The organism is Aequorivita aurantiaca (assembly GCF_030410135.1).
GTDB classification, from domain to species: Bacteria; Bacteroidota; Bacteroidia; order Flavobacteriales; family Flavobacteriaceae; genus Aequorivita; species Aequorivita aurantiaca.
Map to the genome: position 1 here is coordinate 39,796 of NZ_JAUGQQ010000006.1, position 17,978 is coordinate 57,773.

Consider the following 17,978-nt stretch of genomic DNA (forward strand, 5'->3'; position numbering starts at 1 on the left):
TTTTTCCAAAAGGTTTTTTTAGCTGTTAAATAGTGAGGGCGTTTTTTTTCTTTTTAAAGGAATAAATTAGGAATCTGTTCCGTATGGATTACTTCTGTGGATTGTACTTCGGCCTCAAAAAGAATAAGAAAATGTTTCAATAATTTTTCTTTTACATCGTCGACGGAAATTTCAGTTTTTCCCAGTTCCACATTCAATGAAGTAACCGCTTTTCCTTTAATTCCACATGGAATCATATTATCAAAATAACCGAGATCCGTATTTACGTTCAGTGCGAAACCGTGCATGGTCACCCAACGACTCGCCCGTACCCCAAGAGCGCAAATTTTGCGGGCGAAGGGTGTGCCCACATCCAGCCAAACGCCAGTTTCTCCGTTGCTTCGTTCCGCTTTTAAGCCATATTCGGCTAAAGTGCGAATGATCATTTCTTCCAAAAAACGGAGGTATTTGTGAATATCTGTAAAAAAATTCTCCAAATCCAGAATAGGATAACCAACAATCTGGCCGGGGCCGTGATAGGTTATATCGCCTCCGCGGTTTATTTTATAGAATTTGGCATTGATGGTTTTCAGCCTTTCTTCGGAAATGAGCAAATTTTCAATATGTCCGCTTTTTCCGAGGGTATAAACGTGCGGATGCTCTACAAAGAGAAAATAATTTGGAGTAGTTTCGGCCAAATCATTTTTACGGTTCGTGCTTTTTATTTGCAGAATATTTTGAAATAGCGATTCTTGAAGATCCCAAGTTTCTTTATAGTCTTTTTGACCCAAGTCCACTACCTGTAAGAATTTGCCCAACGTTTTCCTGTTTTTTGAAGATGTCAAAGATAAGGCCATTCAGAACTTCCTATATAATGAATGATGATTTATATTTTAAACAGATTTTTTCAAGGCTTCGTAAAAGTTAACATCTTAAAAATTCCTTAATTTCCTTAAGTCTATTATCTTTACAATTCTAAACATTCAAATAAATTACAACAAAAATGAAAAAAAGTACCTTTAAACCCCTTCTGATGGTATTCCTTATGCTTTTAAGCTTTGGGCTACATGCGCAGAATGCGTTATGGACGAAGGCTTCGCCATCGGAAACGCAAACCCGACAAAAAGCATACAGAAACAGTATGCCGCAAGAATTTAATCTTTTTAAGCTTAATACAGTAAACCTTAAAAGTCTTTTGAGCCGTGCGCCTGAAAGATTTTCTGGTTCATCCAATGTAATTGTTGAGCTCCCAACCAATAATGGAACAATACAACGATTCCGTACGTATGAGGCCTCAGTGATGGAGCCTGCCCTTCAAGCGCAGCACCCAAATACACGCTCATACGTAGCACAAGGTATTGATGATGCTTCTGCAATTGCACGCTTCAGCGTTTCAAGTATGGGAGTTCATGTAATGATTTCTTCACCAAATTATTCAACAATCTATATTGATCCTTACACAAGCGATAAAGATTTCTATATTTCCTATAACCGAAATAGCTTACCGGTAACTACGCAGGATTTTGTTTGTTATACAGAGGATAATGAAATTATCGACATGCCGGATGAAAACAGAAATGCAAACGATGGTACGTTAAGAACCTTTCGTCTTGCTTTGGCCTGTACGGGAGAATATGCCCAGCGCCATTTAACCTTGCAAGGTGTAGACCCATCTGCTCCGGACCCTGTTAAAAAGGCTGCCGTTCTTAGTGCGATGAATACTACAATGACTCGTGTGAATGGAGTTTACGAAAGAGATGTTGCGTTGACGATGGTTATTGTTGCCAATAACACCGATATCATTTTTCTTAACGCCGCCACAGATCCTTATACCAACAATAATGGCGGAACAATGCTTGGGCAAAACCAAACAACTTGCGACAATATTATAGGGACTGCAAATTATGATATAGGCCACGTATTCAGTACTGGTGGTGGTGGAATTGCCGGACTTCGCGTTCCCTGCGTTCCCGGTAATAAAGCGCGCGGTGTAACCGGGCTTCCAAATCCAATTGGCGATTCTTTTGATATCGATTACGTAGCCCACGAAATGGGCCACCAATATGGCGCTAACCATACATTTAATAATTCCTGTGGAAATAACCGAAATGGTTCTACAGCTTTTGAGCCTGGAAGTGGTTCCACAATTATGGCATATGCGGGAATTTGCGCTCCTAACGTTCAAAACAATAGTGATGACTATTTTCATGGAATAAGCATTCAGGAAATGTGGACCAATATTAAAAATGGCCAAAGTCAATGTGCGGCTCAAAGCCCAACAAATAATTTACCTCCCACTGCAGATGCGGGACCTGATAGAACAATTCCAAAGGGAACACCATTTATTCTAAGAGGTATAGCTACAGATCCAAATGTAAGCGATTTGCTTTCTCACATGTGGGAGCAATTGGATAGTCAAATAGCCCCAATGCCACCGCAAAATACCTCAACTATTGGCCCGGCTTTTAGGTCTATTGATCCATCACCTACACCAGAAAGATATATGCCTGCACTAAATACAGTATTAGCTGGAAACACGCAATCCACTTGGGAAGTTGTGCCACAAGTTGCAAGATCCATGCGTTTTAGATATACAGTTCGTGATAATGCGGCAATAGGAGGTTCTTCGGCAAGAGATGATATGTTCGTTACTACTGATGCAACCGCAGGTCCTTTTGTGATTACTTCGCAGAACACCGCTACTACTTGGGTAACCCAAACAACAGAAACCATTACTTGGGATGTTGCTGGAACCGATGTAGCTCCCGTAGATAGCCCATTGGTTGATATTCTATTTTCAACAGACGGTGGACAAACCTATCCTATAACCATCGCTTTGAATGTACCGAATAACGGAAGTGCGGTTATCGACGTGCCCAACCTTAATACTACCACTGGTAGGTTTATGGTTATTTCGTCAAACAACATCTTTTATGATTTAAATAATGGCGTTGTTACAATTACTGGAACAGTAGGTGTTGAGGAGTTCAGTTTTGATAATTTTGCGGTTTACCCAAACCCATCAAACGGAACTTTCAACCTTACCTTTAAGCCAGCCTCTAATGATAATGTGGAAATCTCTCTTTACGACTTAAGAGGTAGAATTATCGGTCAATCCACTTTTGATGAGGTAAATGCTTCAAGCACCTTCAGCAAACAATTGGACTACAATTACGTTGAAAGCGGAATGTACTTCCTTGTTGTGAAGAATGGCAACAAAGTAACCACCAAAAAGGTAGTTGTGAATTAAGTAGAAATTTAAAAGTACTTTAAAATGAATAAAGAGAAAAGACAGGATTGATTCCTGATCTTTTCTCTTTTTTTGAATAAATAATTGTTGACCTGCCGGTAAAACTTTAATCAAATTAAAGCCTCACCACTTCGGAAATATGTGTTATTACTTGGCTGGTTTTGTTTATCTTAAACTTAAGGTCAATAACCAGTCCCAATCTATTTCTATTGATGGTAAGTTTGCCATCGGTTACAGGGTAATAACCTGCTTCTCCTTTACAAAAACAGTGTTTTCCGTAAAGCACTTTCACATCGCCTAATGCTGCATTTTCCTTGCTCAGTTTTTGGGTGTCCGCCGGAATTTCAATATGAATGGTTTCCGAATAGTTGCCGTCTGCCGTTCCCGGAGGGCCTTCTCTTAAAAAAGTGTAAACCACCACACTATTTTCACCGGTCACCATTTCTGGGTATAGTGCGCCCGTGCCATCTTCCTTAATTTGCAGGTTCATATTGGGTTGCACTTCAACTGTGCATTTGCCATCTTCCGGGCAGTCGGAGGAAGCCGTGTCAATCGGGCCCATGCTCACATTGTCGGTTGAAGTTACAGTAACCGGCTGCGTTTTGCACGAGCCAATCATAAACATCGGAATTAAAAAATAAAGTGCTTTCATAACATGTATGTATATTATTAAGTTGAAATTATAATTTTCCCAATTACTTCTCCAATACCACTTCCAAATCCAGCACATCCGGATTTTTATAATAATCCAAAAAGGGCCTTTGCAGGGTGAGGCTTTTTTTATCTTCCGAAATAACCGCATCTGGAGTGGAAACTTTTTTAATTTTTCGCGGAAAGGTATATTTCAAAGTATAATCAGAACTAGCCATAAAAGCCTCGGCCTGCTGCAGGCTATCAACCTCTTGTTGGTGCAGCTTTTCATTTTTTATATAGGCATCTCGTTTAAAAATTCCTTTGTCAAAGGTATAATTAACGCCAAACACTTCTGGGGTGTCTTCTTTTTTCGTTTCAGAGTTGGGGTCATTTGGCATCATCTTATCAATTTGTTCAATGCCGTTTACGATATCGTTCGCTTCGCTTATATTTTTGAAATTAGTAGAAATATCATAAATCATTTCAGAATTTTCCGTGTCCATTTTTATATGTAAATTGAACTTCTCCATTTTCTTTAGTTTCTGTTGTTCGCTGGCTGGAAGTTTCGCAATGCTATCTTTCTTTTCCTCCAGAAACTTTTTCATATAAATAATAGTATCCATTTTCACGAACATTGAATCTGCCATTCCGGCGCCACCAAATGCCATCATTTCATTCATATTCGCTTCAACAGATATTGTGCCGCTACCGTCCGGGTTCAACACCATAGTTTCTGTAAAGTGGCAGCCAACAAAGCTAAGTGCAAGCGTGCAGAGGAAAAATAATTTTACTTTCATAAAAATCAACGATTAGGGTTATTTAAGATTATTAATGCGGCAATTACGCCTGGAACCCATCCACAAACGGTAAGAATAAAAACAATTAACACAGAACCACAACCCTTGCCAATAACGGCGAGCGGTGGAAAAAGAATAGCAAGCAGAACGTTCCATATACTCATAGAAAGCAAATCTACGATTAAAATTTTTTATTTTTTACCATAGTTTTTTCGCTGAATGCACTGCGTAAATCCGAAACCTAAATCGCACTTCGCAAATCATTTCCCTATCTTTGCGAACTTATTTTTATACATAATTTATGCAACTGTCTGAACTGGAAATCATCCGAAGAGAAAAACTAAACCAACTGCGCGAGCGTGGAATAAACCCCTATCCCGCAGATTTATACCCTGTAAACAACACTTCAAAAAAGATAAAGGAGAATTTTGAGGAAGGAAAAAAGGTAGTGGTAGCCGGACGATTAATGTCCCGCAGAATCCAGGGGCCAGCATCATTCGCAGAACTTCAGGATGCAGACGGTCGCATTCAGGTATATTTTAATCGGGACGAAATATGCACAGGCGAAGACAAAAGCCATTACAACGATGTCTATAAAAAACTACTCGATATAGGCGATTTCATAGGCATTATAGGCGAACTTTTCAAAACCCAAGTAGGTGAAAAAACCATAATGGTGAAGAATTTCACCCTCTTGAGCAAAGCTTTAAAACCTTTGCCCCAACCGCGCGTTGATGCCGAAGGAAAAGTACACGATGCCTTTACCGACCCTGAACAGCGCTACCGCCAACGCTACGCAGATTTGGTGGTAAACCCTCACGTAAAGGAAATTTTCGTAAAGCGAACCAAACTTTTCAACGCCATGCGAACCTTTTTTAACGAACATGGCTATTTCGAGGTGGAAACCCCAGTACTGCAGCCAATTCCCGGCGGTGCAGCGGCGCGGCCATTTATAACCCACCACAACTCCTTGGACATTCCCCTATATATGCGAATTGCAAATGAGTTATATCTGAAAAGACTTATAGTAGGCGGTTTTGACGGTGTGTATGAATTCTCCAAAAACTTCCGAAACGAAGGGATGGACCGCACCCATAATCCAGAATTTACCGCCATGGAAATTTACGTTTCCTATAAAGATTACAACTGGATGATGGATTTCTGCGAACAATTGCTGGAATTCTGCGCAATACAAGTAAACGGAACTTCAAAAGCAACTTTTGGTGAACACCAAATAGATTTTAAAGCGCCATATCCAAGAGTAACAATGGCCGAATCCATTAAGCATTTCACCGGTTTTGATATTACCGGCAAGACTGAGGATGAAATTCGAAAGGCGGCCATGGACATGAAAATTCCGGTAGATGAAACCATGGGCAAAGGAAAATTGATCGATGAGATTTTTGGCGAAAAGTGTGAAGGCAACTACATTCAGCCAACCTTTATCACAGATTACCCAAAAGAAATGAGTCCGCTATGTAAAGAACACCGCGACAATCCAGAACTAACGGAACGTTTTGAATTAATGGTCTGCGGCAAGGAAATAGCAAATGCATACAGCGAGTTGAACGATCCCATAGACCAACGCGAACGTTTTGAAGCGCAATTAAAACTTGCAGATAGAGGCGATGACGAAGCAACGGCATTTATAGATTACGATTTCCTTCGAGCGCTGGAATACGGAATGCCCCCAACCAGCGGTATGGGTATAGGGATGGATCGTTTAATTATGTTTTTAACAAATAATCCTTCCATACAGGAAGTACTTTTCTTCCCGCAAATGCGCCCTGAAAAGAAAAAGGTAGAAATGACCGAAGATGAAAAAACGGTTTACACACTTTTAAAAGCAAACGCACCTATTGCTTTGGAAGAACTAAAAACCCAAAGCGGCTTAAGCAACAAAAAGTGGGATAAGGCTATAAAAGGCTTGACGGCTTCAAAAGTTGCTAAGGTTGAAAAGACTGATGAGGTTTTGATGGTGGCGGTTTTATAATAAATCATTTAGTTTTAAAAAAAAAGGAACTGTTCTACAACAGTTCCTTTTTTTTTAAATATTAATTATAATTTCATTCTGTAAAACGTACATCACGTATTTCATGTTTGGACTAAATGTAAGTAATCATTTATTATATAAATACGTGCAAACACGTATTTCCTACAACCAATAATAGTTTAATTTTAAACATATTAATCTTTAAACCCTTAAAACTATGGCATCAAAGTCAGAAGTAGGTCACAAAAAAAATGTCGCAAACTTTAGCGCAGCCTACACAATCCTAGAAGAAATGGGACCCATGTACAATCCCACAAACACATTAATCACCCTGGAAAACCTAGCCCCAATTAAGGACACGCTAACCCTAGAGATGAACACACTAGACACCAAAATTGCAACCTACAGAGCAGATGTGGCAGACAATGAAAACGCCATGGAACAGATGGACAAAAAAGCTACAAAAATCCTCAACTACTTCAAGTCCCTAAACGTACCCCAGAATGAAATAGACAACATAGCCGCCCAAGTGCGCAAAATCCGGGGAGACAAAAGAAAAGCCCCTAAAAACCCAGAAGAAGGTAATGACCACACAATCTCAAACAGTCAGCAAAGTTATGATAGCAAGGTCGCAAACTTCAACACCCTCATCGCCCAGCTGGAGGCCTTCCCAGAATACGCCCCCAATGAAGATGAAATTAAAACCACATCACTGGAAACCTACACCGCACAGCTCGAGACCCTAAGAGATACCCTTCGCGGCTCCAGCCATCAGCTCATTACAGCCCGTGCCGCCAGAAACAGCACCCTCTATTACAACCATCCAAACGTGCTGGAATTGATGCGCTTCATAAAAAACTATGTAAAATCCCTCGGCCTTCCCGCCAAACCCTATTATGACGCACTCGTAAGGCTCAAGTTCGTTATAATAAGACCATAAAACGGCAAGCAACAAACAACTCCCCAGTTAATTTTTGCAGAACCCGTCACCAAACTCCCAAACACCTCCCCACAAATCACATTTCCCTTCCCACAAATTACATTACCCTCCCCGCAAATCACATTACCCTCCCCGCAAATCACATTACCCTCCCCACAAATCACATTCCCCACCCCGAAAATCACATTCCCCACCCCGCAAATCACACTCCACTCCCCAAAATTCACATTCCCATCTCCAGAACCAACAACCAACAACCAACAACCAAAATTAAACCTATTGCAATTTCCAGCGTCCTACCAATGTTCAACATTTAAAAACAAAAACATGAAAAAAGTAGTTATAATCCTTATGGCCCTCGCAACATTTGCAATGAGCGCCCAGAACAAGCCAGCCGGCAAAAAAGAAAACCGGACAGAAGCAAAACCAAATTACACCCCCGAACAAAAAGCCGACCTAAAGTCCAAGCAAATGACCCTGGTTTTAGACCTCACCCCAACACAGCAGCAACAAGTAAAACAAATCATCCTAAAATCTGAAAACGAAAAACCCCAACGGCCCACCAACTGGAAGGAAATGACCGACACACAAAAATACGAAGCAAAAAGCGCAATGCTAGATCGGCGCATCGCAATGAAAAAAGAGATGAAACAAATTTTAACCGAGGAACAGTTAACGAAATGGGAGCAGGCCAGAAGCAAAAAACACGGAAAGCACAAGGCCAGGCAGCATCAAGGCAAAAAATAAGACTATAAAATATTCTTAAATTTCATTCTTTTGGTGCAGTTATTGTTTCAATTATATACAAATTGGTTACATTAGTAACCTTAAAACTAAAATTCAACAAAGATGAAAAACGTACTAACAGTATTTGCATTTGTAGCCGCCCTTTTTATGGGCGTTCAATCAAGTTCTGCCCAAGAGTTGTCACAGGATAAAACAAGGCCAGAGGTAATAGCAAAAGCTGAAACGGCACAATTAACGGATGCCCTGGGCCTTAATGGAGACCAAAGCCGTGCCGTATTTAGAGCGCTTGTTGCAAAGCAAGTTGGCTACCAAAAAAATGCCGATAACCCTGCAGAAAAGAAAAAACTGGATGACCAGCTTCAGGCATCAATGAAAAAAACCTTGAGTGCAGATCAATATGCCCAATGGCTAAAAACGAATAATTAGTGATTAATTATATTTGAAAATCGAGGCCCTTTCTAAATTTAGAAAGGGCCTTTTTTTGTTTATAAAAAATTTTCTTTGGTTCGTATCTGACTTCTTTTCGCCATTTCCGGTAAAGGCTTTATTTAAGAGTCTTCGCTACCTTACCACAAGCCGCAATAGTAGCATCCAGATCTTCATAACTTAAAGCATCACAAATAAACCAAGTTTCAAAGGCACTAGGGGCGATATAAATTCCTTCATTAAGCATTCCGTGAAAGAATATTTTGAAATTCTCGTTGTTGGCATCAGCAGCAGAAGCGAAATTAATAACAGGTTCATCAGAAAAATGCACCGAAATCATGGAGCCAATCCGGTTTATCGTGTATTTCACATTTTCTGAAGAAAACACTTCATCCATACCCTTATGAAGATATTCCGTCTTTCTATTTATTGAATTGAAAATTTCTCTATTATCATTCAATTCTTTCAACATGGCCAGACCAGCGGCCATCGCCAATGGATTTCCGCTTAAGGTCCCAGCCTGGTAAACCGGACCAATGGGCGCCAAATAATCCATAATTTCAGCTCTCGCCGCAAAGGCACCTACCGGAAGACCGCCGCCTATCACTTTTCCGAAAGTAACAATATCGGCACGTACGCCAAACAATTCCTGCGCACCGCCGGCGGCAAGCCGAAACCCTGTCATAACTTCATCAAAAATTAAAAGAATACCATTGTCATCACAAAGTTTTCGCAAACCCTGCAAAAAACCTTCAGCAGGAGGGATGCAGCCCATATTTCCGGCAACCGGTTCAAGAATGATACAGGCTATTTCATTTTTATTGGCGAGAATAACTTCTGCCACATTTTCTAAATCGTTGTAGGTGGCTAAAAGTGTATCTTTCGCAGTTCCTTCGGTAACGCCCGGGCTATTTGGGGTTCCGAAAGTAACGGCGCCACTTCCAGCTTGAATTAAGAAGGAATCGCTATGACCGTGATAACAGCCCGCAAATTTTATAATTTTATCCTTCCCCGTAAATCCACGAGCTAAACGTACTGCACTCATACAAGCCTCCGTTCCACTATTCACAAAGCGTATTTTATCAATATTCGGAACCATTGAAACCGCTAGTGCGGCAATTTCCGTCTCAATTTCGGTAGGCATTCCGAAAGAAGTACCTTTTTGCGCTTTTTCAATAACGGCATTCACAACCGGGTCAAAAGCGTGGCCTAAAATCATGGGACCCCATGAATTTATGTAATCAATCAATTTATTGCCATCTACATCAACTAGATATGCTCCTTTCGCTTTTTCAACAAAAATGGGTGTGCCGCCAACGGCTTTGAACGCTCGGACTGGGGAATTTACACCTCCAGGAATAACTTTTTGCGCCTCCGTAAAAAGGGCGCTACTTCTTTGGTAATTCATAGTAATATTTGAAAAATTTGTAATAATTCAAGGGAAACGATTATAATAAAAAAGGACGATAGCGAAGAAATTATTTCTACTGATTTTTTACGGGATGCAGATATAAAAGCTGACCGACCGAAATATCATTGTTCTTCAAACCATTATAACCTTTAAGGGTTTCAACCGTAAGGTTGAAGCGTCTTGAAATACTGTATAACGTGTCCCCCGCCCTCACGGAATAAGTACCTATTTTAGAATCGTCGGGATTTATAGGATTAACTTTTTTGCCAAGTACGGCATCGTCAAAAGCCTCCAAATTATATCTTTCGATAATGCTAATTAGTTTTTCCGGATATTTGGGATCCGTCGCATAACCCGCTTTCCGCAAGCCTTTTGCCCAACCTTTGTAATCATCTTTTGCAAGTTTGAACAAATCTTGATAGCGACTGCGTTGTGTTAAAAATAAGGAATGGTCGCGGTACGAATATTTTGGGTCTTTGTATTTTCTAAAACATTCCCCGTGCTCATCGTCGTCGTGGTAAACACTGTCTCCTTCCCAACCGGTGTGGCATTTAATACCGAAATGGTTATTTGCTTTTAGCGTAAGTTCTCCTGCTCCCGCACCGCTTTCCAAAATGCCTTGAGCAAGGGTGATGCTGGCCGGGATTCCATACTGAAGCATTTCTTCTTTTGCAATTTCGCCATATTCTGCTATATAATTGGCAACTCGCTCACTATAGGAAATGTTTACGGGAACAACAACAACTTCGGGCTCTTCTGCTTTGGTATCCTTTTCTTCAATGGGTTGTTTTACCTTAACAACTCTTTCGGTAGATGGTTTTCTTTTGTATTTAACTGCAGTTTTTTTTGATTTGCAACTTGAAAAACAGATTGTACAAAGAAGAAGTAACGTAAATATTCGGCCGATCATTTTATTCAATTATGGGTAGGTTTTTCTTTTTCAATTTCTGGTTCATACCGGCAATGCCTTGCAGACCGCCTGTATGGATTGCAAAAATACGGCTATTTTCCTTGAAATATCCGTTTTTAAGTAAGTCCAAAATGCCAAACATCATTTTTCCGGTATAGATTGGATCCAATGGAATACCAGTTTTTTTCTTAAACTCATTAATGAAACGTATCAATTCGATATCTATTTTGCCATAGCCACCAAAACTGTACGCATCGGTAATTTTAAAATTTGTTTTAGCGGTGTATTTTTTAATTTCGGAAGTTAGAAAATCCCCCTTCAAAGCTGAAAAACCGAGAATGCTTTGGTTTTCATTGGATGCTTTTACCAGTCCGGCCATGGTGCCCCCGGTGCCTACGGGTACACATACATAATCCATTGATTTTTCACATTCGCCTAAAATTTCCTCACAGCCCTTTACAGCCAGAGCATTGGTGCCGCCTTCAGGAAGGAGATAGCAATCGCCGAATTTTATTTTTAATTTATGAAGATATGCTTCGTCATTTTTCAGTTTATACTCTTCCCGGGATATAAAATGAAGCTCCATACCGCATTTTTTGGCAAACTGGAGCGTAGGATTTGTTGAAAGTTTATCTTGAATTTCCTCGCCGCGAATAATGCCTATAGTTTTAAACCCTGATTCCTTACCCGCAGCGGCGACAGCGGCGATATGGTTTGAATATGCACCGCCAAAGGTGAGCAGCGTATGCTGATTTTGATTCTTGGCCGCTATAAGATTATATTTCAGTTTTCTGAATTTATTGCCCGAGATAATAGGGTGAAGCAGGTCATCACGTTTTATATGAAGTGACAAATTCCTGAGGCCGAAGGGGGATAAGTCTACCGATTCAATGTTGGATAGCACATTTAAATTCATACGGCAAAAATAATTAAAGGCATTGAGTTGGTTTATTAATTTGAAAGGAAAACTGAAAATTATCGGCCATTTTATAAACTATAAGAATTTTCTTAAAAAAATATTAAAATATGTAAGAATTGACTGATAATAAATTGTTTAGACATAAAATATCTTAACTTTTTATCTATAAAAATTGCTTTTTATCGAATTTATCGTTTAATATTGTATCATATTTTCAACCTAACCCCAAATCATGAAAATAAAATTACCTACGCTGTGGCCGTATTTTACGGTCGCAATTTTCTTAACCCCTGGTATTTTTCACGCGCAAGTGGGAATAAACACCACCACCCCAAATGGGATCCTGGAAATCAATAGTAGCGTTCACGGAGTTGTACTACCCCGGTTAGCGCTAACCGCTACTAATGTTATGGCGCCTGCAATCAATCCACGAGGAGGGACAATTCCGGCTGGTACTACAATTTATAATACAAACTCTACTGCTAACGGAATTAATGATGTATATCCCGGAATTTATGTATGGGATGGCAATAGGTGGATAAATCAATTCACAAAGAAGGATATACAAATATACAAGCAAGACCCTCTGGGTTATAGGTCTAAATCTAGCGATGATTATATAGATCTCGGAAACTTGGGAAGTCGGAATTTTACACCGGTTTATTCGGGATGGTACAAAATTGAAGTGAGTATGAACTATGGGGCAGGATCACCAAGAACGGTGAGCGGCGATTTTAGAGCGTTGACCCAGGAAGGCAATTTCCGATTTCGATTTGCCGGAGATAACCATGTAATTCCCGCAAGGGCATATTCCACCCGCTCCGGTAGTAATAGTGGGCAAGATTACTTTTTGATATGGGAGCAACATTCTTTTATTCTTTACAGAAATCTTGTGGCCGGACAAAACTATAATTTTAGACTTCAATTTGATCAATTACCGGCGCCAAATTTTGATGGAAATGGGGATACTACTGGCGAATTGGCAGGAGGGGCGGGTTATGTTGGTTATGATATTCCATGCTCGGTGGAATTTATATATATAGATGAATAGATTACAAATACATAACAACGGAATAAATCAACTAAAAAATGAGGCTCTATAAATATTTTTTATTACTGATTTCCAGTACGGCCTTAGGTCAGGTTGGAATAGGAACCAATAACCCAAGAGGTGCACTCGATATAAATAGTTCAAATTCGGGAGTTGTATATCCAGTGGTTGCCCTTACAGCTACAAACTTACAGGCCCCCGTATTGAATCCCAATACAGGAGCCTTGGTACCCGGAACAGTTGTATTTAATAATAATTTGAATAATTCCGGAACGCAGAGTGTTTATCCCGGCACCTATATGTGGAATGGAACAAAGTGGATTCCACAATTCAGTAAACGCCAATCGGAGATATTCTTTCAATCTTCAACTGTATTAAGATCCGAGTCCGACTTAAATAATCAAGACGTTCCAAATTTAGGCCTGATCGCCAATAAATTTTTTAGAACAAAATACAATGGATTTTATAGGATAGAGGTTAGGGTGAATTTTGGTGCAGGAAGAATAAATTCCCCCGTAGCGGGCAACGACAATGCAGCCTATCAAGATGGAACATTTAATTTTTCATTCAATGGAGAAAATCATGCCTTGAATGTTAAATCAATTTCAACCTATGATGAATCCACTGGAACAATAATATTCTATGAAGGAGTTTGGAAAGAATCGTATTTCGTTATTTATACAGATTTAATTGCGGCCACCGATTACTATTTTAATTTACGATTTACCCAATCCCCGGCTCCTGCCTTTTTTGATAGTGGAAATTCAGGCGCAGGTAGGGGTTATGTAGGTAAAGACATTCCTTGTTCAATAGAATTTACTTATATAGAAGATTACACACCAGCAAACTAAAGCACAAAATGATGAAAAGCATTCGAATGTTTATCCAAGGTAGCGTCTTCTTATGGTTAATTTCCACAACTATAGGTTATGCCCAAATTGGTATTGGTACGGCAACACCGGAAGGAATGTTAGATCTTGAAAGTATTAACCAGGGCTTAGTTTTTCCTCGGGTTGCTTTAAATAAAACAAACCAGCAGGCTCCAGTAATAAACCCCAACGGAGGAAATCTTGTGGCTGGAACAGTTGTTTATAATACTAGCACAACAAGCACAGGTGATCATGATGTATACCCAGGTGTTTATGCCTATAATGGAACCAAATGGATTCCCCAGTTTATTATAGAACATTCGGCATTGTTTGAACAGAACCAATTAGACTTTTTGGTTCCCTTAAATGGTAGTTTTGTAGATATTCCGGGGTTGGGAAATGGCACATCTTTTACTGCAAAATATACAGGAACATATAGGATTGAGGCCAATTTTAATTTTGGCGCAGGACAAGTAAGAAATCCTAGCGGAAGTGAAAGCGTAAGAATGGCTACACAAGAAGGTTATTTCCGTTTCTCATTCAATGGTAGTAATTACGATATATACACTCATTCATATTCAATTAGGAATAACACTACAAGCCAAAATTTCAATAAATTCCGTCATGATTCATCATTAATTTTATATGTTAATCTTAGAGCCGGGCAAACCTATAATTTTAGACTACAGATGGACCTCCAAGTATCAAATACAAATGATTACAATAGTAATATATCGGGGGTAGTCGGTATAGGAATACCGTGTAGTGTCGAATTTACATACATTAAAGAATAAAAAAATAAGATTGAAATATTTATTTTAAAAAACCTATGAAAAAAAATCTACTCCTAATTTTAGGAATGTGCTACTTTATCACAATTGCACAAACCCCCTGTATTAACGGTTTTGCAACGGTGGGTGGTAAAAGCTATCCCTGCAATGGGCTTACTTTACAAAGCTATATTTCCTCCTCCACCATGGGCGCTAAGGAGTCCCAAGATTCTTGGGGCTGGACTGATCCTCAAAGCGGAAAAGAATATGCAATCATAGCATTGGACAATGGTACTGCTTTCGTTGATATTAGCAATCCCACAAGCCCGAAATATCTTGCAAGATTGAATACTCATGTTGGCAGTAGTCTCTGGCGGGATGTGAAAGTTTATAAAAATCATGCCTTTATTGTAAGCGATGCAAATGGAAACCACGGGATGCAGATTTTTGACCTTAGAAGATTAAGAACGCTTTCAGGTAACCCCGCAATAACATTTACCAAAACCCAAACAGACGGGAATTTGTTTTGGGACGGCTCCGGAAGTAATAGAAAAGGTAGCGCTCATAACATTGTTATAAATGAAGCCTCGGGCTATGCATATATTCTTGGTTCTCCGGGCTTTAATAGTGGGGGGCCAATAGTTGTAAAACTGGACAATAACAATAATGGTATTCCAAACGATCCGGTAATTGTAAAATTATATCCGAGTCAAGGTTATTGCCACGATGCCGAAGTGGTAATTTATGACGGTCCGGATCCAAATTATCAAGGTCGTGAAATAATGGTTGGAGCTTTCAGTGGGAATAATAAAGTGAATATTATTGATTTTACCGATAAAACAAATCCTGTTGTCATTTCTTCTATAACCTATTCCAATAAATATTATACACACCAAGGCTGGTTCACTGAAGACAAAAAGTTCTTCATTGCCGGGGATGAGGTGGACGAGGAAAATATTGGTTTTAATACACGCACTTTAGTTTTCAATGTAGAGGATTTAGACAATCCGTATTTAGCTTACACCCACTATGGAGCCACCGCGGCAATAGACCACAACGGCTATGTTAGAGGGAACAGATACTATCTTGCCAATTATGCCGCAGGCCTTCGGATTATGAAAGTTGATGGTCTTTACAATCAAAATCCATCTATGGCAGAAATAAATTATTTTGACTGTTATCCAACTAACAATAGCGCTGCTTTCAACGGTACGTGGAACGTTTATCCATTTTTTGAAAGTGGTAATATTATAGCCACAGGTTTCGGCAATGGAAATATAGATGGAGATGGAGGTCTGTTCGTTATAAAAGATCCAAATTATGACAACACTCCGCCAAACGCTAGTTGCCAAAACTACACAGCCACCTTAGATAAAAATACCGGGAGCGTTACCATCACCGCAGCAAATATAGATAATGGTTCAAACGATAATTTTGGAATAACAAAAAGAACCATTACCGCAGGACAAACCACTTTTACATGTAAAGATGTGGGGCAAACATTTAATGTTACTCTTACCGTTGAAGATGATTACGCCAATAAGGCTTCCTGTACTGCAACAGTTACCGTGGTGGCGCCCACAACACGTTATATAAGCGGCGCTTGGAACAACGGCACCCCGGGGCCAGGATCCAATGCCCGCATCAGCCAAAATTACAACACGGCCACCAAAGGAAATATTGACGCCTGTTCCTGTGAGATAGATGCGAACAGAACTCTTACCGTTGCAGCCGAAGACTATTTAAGTGTAACAAAAAATATTGCAGTAAACGGCAATCTTATAGTCGAACATCAAGGTAGCGTGGTACAGACCTATAATACCGCGCAAGTATCCAATAACGGAGTCATAAATGTAAATTACACTACCCCCTATATGGTGCCAAGGGTGTTTATTGTTGCAGGAAGTCCGATGACAACTGAAACTCGTGATGGTGCCTTCGGAAATTCCTATATGTTCCTAAACCACTTAACAGAAAATTTTCTTCCGAATCCCGACGTCGCCGCTCAGTTTCCGAGTGCTGAAAACTTTGCCGATGACAATTATGACAACTGGACGAGCTATACCGGAAGTATAAATCCGGGCGAAGGTTATATCGCTCGTCCCCAATTAAATGGAAATGATGGCAACAAAACCTACGACATGACATTTGAACTAGGCACTTTAAATACGGGAAATATTGATTTCAACGTAATTTATAACGGAAATAGAAACAGTAGTCCGAATGTTTTGGCAAATCCTTATGCTTCCGCTATTAGTGCAGTCGATTTTATCAATGCGAATTCCATGGTTGATGAGGTGTATTTTTGGAATCCAAACACGCCCCCAAGTCCCTTGTTGCCAGGTGCATATACTATGAATTTTAGTATGGAAGATATTTCAATGTACAACCTTTTGGGCGGAACTCCCGCGCCATCTGATCCCACTCAAACCGAACCTAGCGGGTATATTTCAACGGGGCAAGGTTTCGGAATAAAAGCAACCGCAGCAGGAGTTGCCGCATTTTCTAACAGCATGAGAGTAACCGGAAATAATAATACTGCAACCCGTCCGATGGTAGATGGCAATAACAGAATTTGGATCCAGGTAAAAAACGAACAATACCAAATGCAAAATAATACCCTAATAGGATTTTCTCAACTAGCTACCTCAGGGATGGATCAAGGTTATGACAGCCGTAGATTAGCAACAGTGCTTTCCCTTTACACACATTTTGAAGACGGAAGCAAGGAATTGGGTATCCAAAGCCGTGAGACTTTTCAGGATGGTGCAAAAGTGCTCATGGGATTCTCCAGCTTATTGGACGAAAATCTCGAATACGCAATATCAATCAAAGATATGCAAGGTCCAGCATTTAGTGATGTTACCGTTTTCTTAGTTGATAATGAACTCGACATAACAACTAATCTATCACAACAAAATTATATCTTCAAAGTAGGAAAAGGAACTTACAACAACCGATTTACGGTGCTTTTTAGAAGTAACGAAATTTTGGGTGACGTTGCTACGGCATTGGATAAAGTGGCTATATTTCCTAATCCCGCAAATAATTTTCTAAATATAGTTTCGCCGGAGGCCCATTTAAGCGGCGTGGAAATTTATGACCTTAGCGGACGACGATTAAAACATCTCAATATATCAAACAATTCAAATTTCAGGGTGGATATAAGCACTTTACAAAGCGCCATTTACTTCGTGAAAATTAGCACGGATTTTGGTTCCGTTACTAAACAGATAATCAAACAATAATTCCCCACAATCAATTCTAGCTTAACCTTAGAAAG

General features: G+C 39.8%; 16 protein-coding genes. 9 read left to right on the forward strand and 7 right to left on the reverse strand.

Annotated features, from left to right (window positions below; translation table 11 throughout):
- Window positions 1-53: 53 nt before the first annotated feature.
- A complete protein-coding gene (gene lipB / locus QRD02_RS10070; RefSeq protein WP_290254818.1) occupies window positions 54-797 on the reverse strand; it encodes a lipoyl(octanoyl) transferase LipB in 744 nt (247 codons plus the stop codon).
- 185 nt (window positions 798-982) lie between these two features.
- On the opposite strand from lipB, the gene QRD02_RS10075 reads away from it, so the two are divergent.
- Complete coding sequence (locus tag QRD02_RS10075; RefSeq protein ID WP_290254819.1) at window positions 983-3,229, forward strand: zinc-dependent metalloprotease; 2,247 nt, start codon at window positions 983-985, stop codon at window positions 3,227-3,229.
- 115 nt (window positions 3,230-3,344) lie between these two features.
- Here QRD02_RS10075 and QRD02_RS10080 read toward each other — a convergent pair whose 3' ends face one another.
- The 3 genes from QRD02_RS10080 to QRD02_RS10090 are packed head-to-tail and all read right to left on the reverse strand — an operon-like array spanning window position 3,345 to window position 4,823.
- Window positions 3,345-3,881 carry a hypothetical protein gene (locus QRD02_RS10080; protein WP_290254820.1) on the reverse strand — a complete coding sequence of 179 codons (537 nt, stop codon included), beginning with the start codon at window positions 3,879-3,881 and terminating at the stop codon, window positions 3,345-3,347.
- 43 nt (window positions 3,882-3,924) lie between these two features.
- Entirely contained in the window at window positions 3,925-4,659 is a 735-nt protein-coding gene (locus QRD02_RS10085; RefSeq protein ID WP_290254821.1) for a hypothetical protein, read from the reverse strand.
- A gap of 5 nt (window positions 4,660-4,664) precedes the next feature.
- The gene (locus QRD02_RS10090; RefSeq protein ID WP_290254822.1) at window positions 4,665-4,823 is read right to left on the reverse strand and encodes a YqaE/Pmp3 family membrane protein; all 159 of its coding nucleotides are present in this window, start codon (window positions 4,821-4,823) and stop codon (window positions 4,665-4,667) included.
- 137 nt (window positions 4,824-4,960) lie between these two features.
- Between QRD02_RS10090 and lysS the strand changes: the two genes are divergently transcribed.
- From lysS to QRD02_RS10110, 4 genes are all read left to right on the forward strand, one after another.
- Window positions 4,961-6,652 carry a lysine--tRNA ligase gene (lysS, locus tag QRD02_RS10095; RefSeq protein ID WP_290254823.1) on the forward strand — a complete coding sequence of 564 codons (1,692 nt, stop codon included), beginning with the start codon at window positions 4,961-4,963 and terminating at the stop codon, window positions 6,650-6,652.
- Window positions 6,653-6,869: 217 nt separating this feature from the next.
- Window positions 6,870-7,592, forward strand: a complete 723-nt coding sequence (locus QRD02_RS10100) for a hypothetical protein (protein ID WP_290254824.1) — start codon at window positions 6,870-6,872, stop codon at window positions 7,590-7,592.
- Between the two features lie 327 nt (window positions 7,593-7,919).
- The gene (locus QRD02_RS10105; protein ID WP_290254825.1) at window positions 7,920-8,339 is read left to right on the forward strand and encodes a DUF4890 domain-containing protein; all 420 of its coding nucleotides are present in this window, start codon (window positions 7,920-7,922) and stop codon (window positions 8,337-8,339) included.
- A 102-nt stretch (window positions 8,340-8,441) separates the two neighbouring features.
- A complete protein-coding gene (locus tag QRD02_RS10110; RefSeq protein ID WP_290254826.1) occupies window positions 8,442-8,765 on the forward strand; it encodes a hypothetical protein in 324 nt (107 codons plus the stop codon).
- A gap of 118 nt (window positions 8,766-8,883) precedes the next feature.
- Here QRD02_RS10110 and hemL read toward each other — a convergent pair whose 3' ends face one another.
- From hemL to QRD02_RS10125, 3 genes are all read right to left on the reverse strand, one after another.
- Window positions 8,884-10,173 (reverse strand): glutamate-1-semialdehyde 2,1-aminomutase, encoded by a 1,290-nt coding sequence (gene hemL / locus QRD02_RS10115; protein WP_290254827.1) that lies wholly within the window; start codon window positions 10,171-10,173, stop codon window positions 8,884-8,886.
- Between the two features lie 76 nt (window positions 10,174-10,249).
- The gene (locus QRD02_RS10120) at window positions 10,250-11,086 is read right to left on the reverse strand and encodes a glucosaminidase domain-containing protein (protein WP_290254828.1); all 837 of its coding nucleotides are present in this window, start codon (window positions 11,084-11,086) and stop codon (window positions 10,250-10,252) included.
- Between the two features lies 1 nt (window position 11,087).
- The gene (locus tag QRD02_RS10125; protein WP_290254829.1) at window positions 11,088-12,002 is read right to left on the reverse strand and encodes a 1-aminocyclopropane-1-carboxylate deaminase/D-cysteine desulfhydrase; all 915 of its coding nucleotides are present in this window, start codon (window positions 12,000-12,002) and stop codon (window positions 11,088-11,090) included.
- 235 nt (window positions 12,003-12,237) lie between these two features.
- Between QRD02_RS10125 and QRD02_RS10130 the strand changes: the two genes are divergently transcribed.
- From QRD02_RS10130 to QRD02_RS10145, 4 genes are read left to right on the forward strand one after another with little or no spacing between them, the layout of a single operon-like run.
- On the forward strand, window positions 12,238-13,056 hold the full coding sequence (locus tag QRD02_RS10130) for a phage tail-like protein (protein ID WP_290254830.1): 819 nt from the start codon (window positions 12,238-12,240) through the stop codon (window positions 13,054-13,056).
- A 38-nt stretch (window positions 13,057-13,094) separates the two neighbouring features.
- Entirely contained in the window at window positions 13,095-13,907 is an 813-nt protein-coding gene (locus tag QRD02_RS10135) for a phage tail-like protein (RefSeq protein ID WP_290254831.1), read from the forward strand.
- Between the two features lie 8 nt (window positions 13,908-13,915).
- Entirely contained in the window at window positions 13,916-14,719 is an 804-nt protein-coding gene (locus QRD02_RS10140) for a phage tail-like protein (RefSeq protein ID WP_290254832.1), read from the forward strand.
- A 35-nt stretch (window positions 14,720-14,754) separates the two neighbouring features.
- Window positions 14,755-17,943, forward strand: coding sequence for a choice-of-anchor B family protein (locus QRD02_RS10145; RefSeq protein ID WP_290254833.1), 3,189 nt, complete (start codon window positions 14,755-14,757; stop codon window positions 17,941-17,943).
- Window positions 17,944-17,978 lie beyond the last annotated feature (35 nt).

What these genes read in the sequence shown, in the direction of transcription:
- hemL (WP_290254827.1), bottom strand. Translation starts at nt 10,173, where the DNA reads ATGAATTACCAAAGAAGTAGCGCCCTTTTTACGGAGGCGCAAAAAGTT.
- QRD02_RS10145 (WP_290254833.1), top strand. Translation starts at nt 14,755, where the DNA reads ATGAAAAAAAATCTACTCCTAATTTTAGGAATGTGCTACTTTATCACA.
- QRD02_RS10085 (WP_290254821.1), bottom strand. Translation starts at nt 4,659, where the DNA reads ATGAAAGTAAAATTATTTTTCCTCTGCACGCTTGCACTTAGCTTTGTT.
- QRD02_RS10090 (WP_290254822.1), bottom strand. Translation starts at nt 4,823, where the DNA reads ATGAGTATATGGAACGTTCTGCTTGCTATTCTTTTTCCACCGCTCGCC.
- QRD02_RS10140 (WP_290254832.1), top strand. Translation starts at nt 13,916, where the DNA reads ATGATGAAAAGCATTCGAATGTTTATCCAAGGTAGCGTCTTCTTATGG.
- QRD02_RS10135 (WP_290254831.1), top strand. Translation starts at nt 13,095, where the DNA reads ATGAGGCTCTATAAATATTTTTTATTACTGATTTCCAGTACGGCCTTA.
- QRD02_RS10125 (WP_290254829.1), bottom strand. Translation starts at nt 12,002, where the DNA reads ATGAATTTAAATGTGCTATCCAACATTGAATCGGTAGACTTATCCCCC.
- QRD02_RS10080 (WP_290254820.1), bottom strand. Translation starts at nt 3,881, where the DNA reads ATGAAAGCACTTTATTTTTTAATTCCGATGTTTATGATTGGCTCGTGC.
- lysS (WP_290254823.1), top strand. Translation starts at nt 4,961, where the DNA reads ATGCAACTGTCTGAACTGGAAATCATCCGAAGAGAAAAACTAAACCAA.
- QRD02_RS10075 (WP_290254819.1), top strand. Translation starts at nt 983, where the DNA reads ATGAAAAAAAGTACCTTTAAACCCCTTCTGATGGTATTCCTTATGCTT.
- QRD02_RS10100 (WP_290254824.1), top strand. Translation starts at nt 6,870, where the DNA reads ATGGCATCAAAGTCAGAAGTAGGTCACAAAAAAAATGTCGCAAACTTT.
- QRD02_RS10110 (WP_290254826.1), top strand. Translation starts at nt 8,442, where the DNA reads ATGAAAAACGTACTAACAGTATTTGCATTTGTAGCCGCCCTTTTTATG.
- QRD02_RS10105 (WP_290254825.1), top strand. Translation starts at nt 7,920, where the DNA reads ATGAAAAAAGTAGTTATAATCCTTATGGCCCTCGCAACATTTGCAATG.
- QRD02_RS10130 (WP_290254830.1), top strand. Translation starts at nt 12,238, where the DNA reads ATGAAAATAAAATTACCTACGCTGTGGCCGTATTTTACGGTCGCAATT.
- QRD02_RS10120 (WP_290254828.1), bottom strand. Translation starts at nt 11,086, where the DNA reads ATGATCGGCCGAATATTTACGTTACTTCTTCTTTGTACAATCTGTTTT.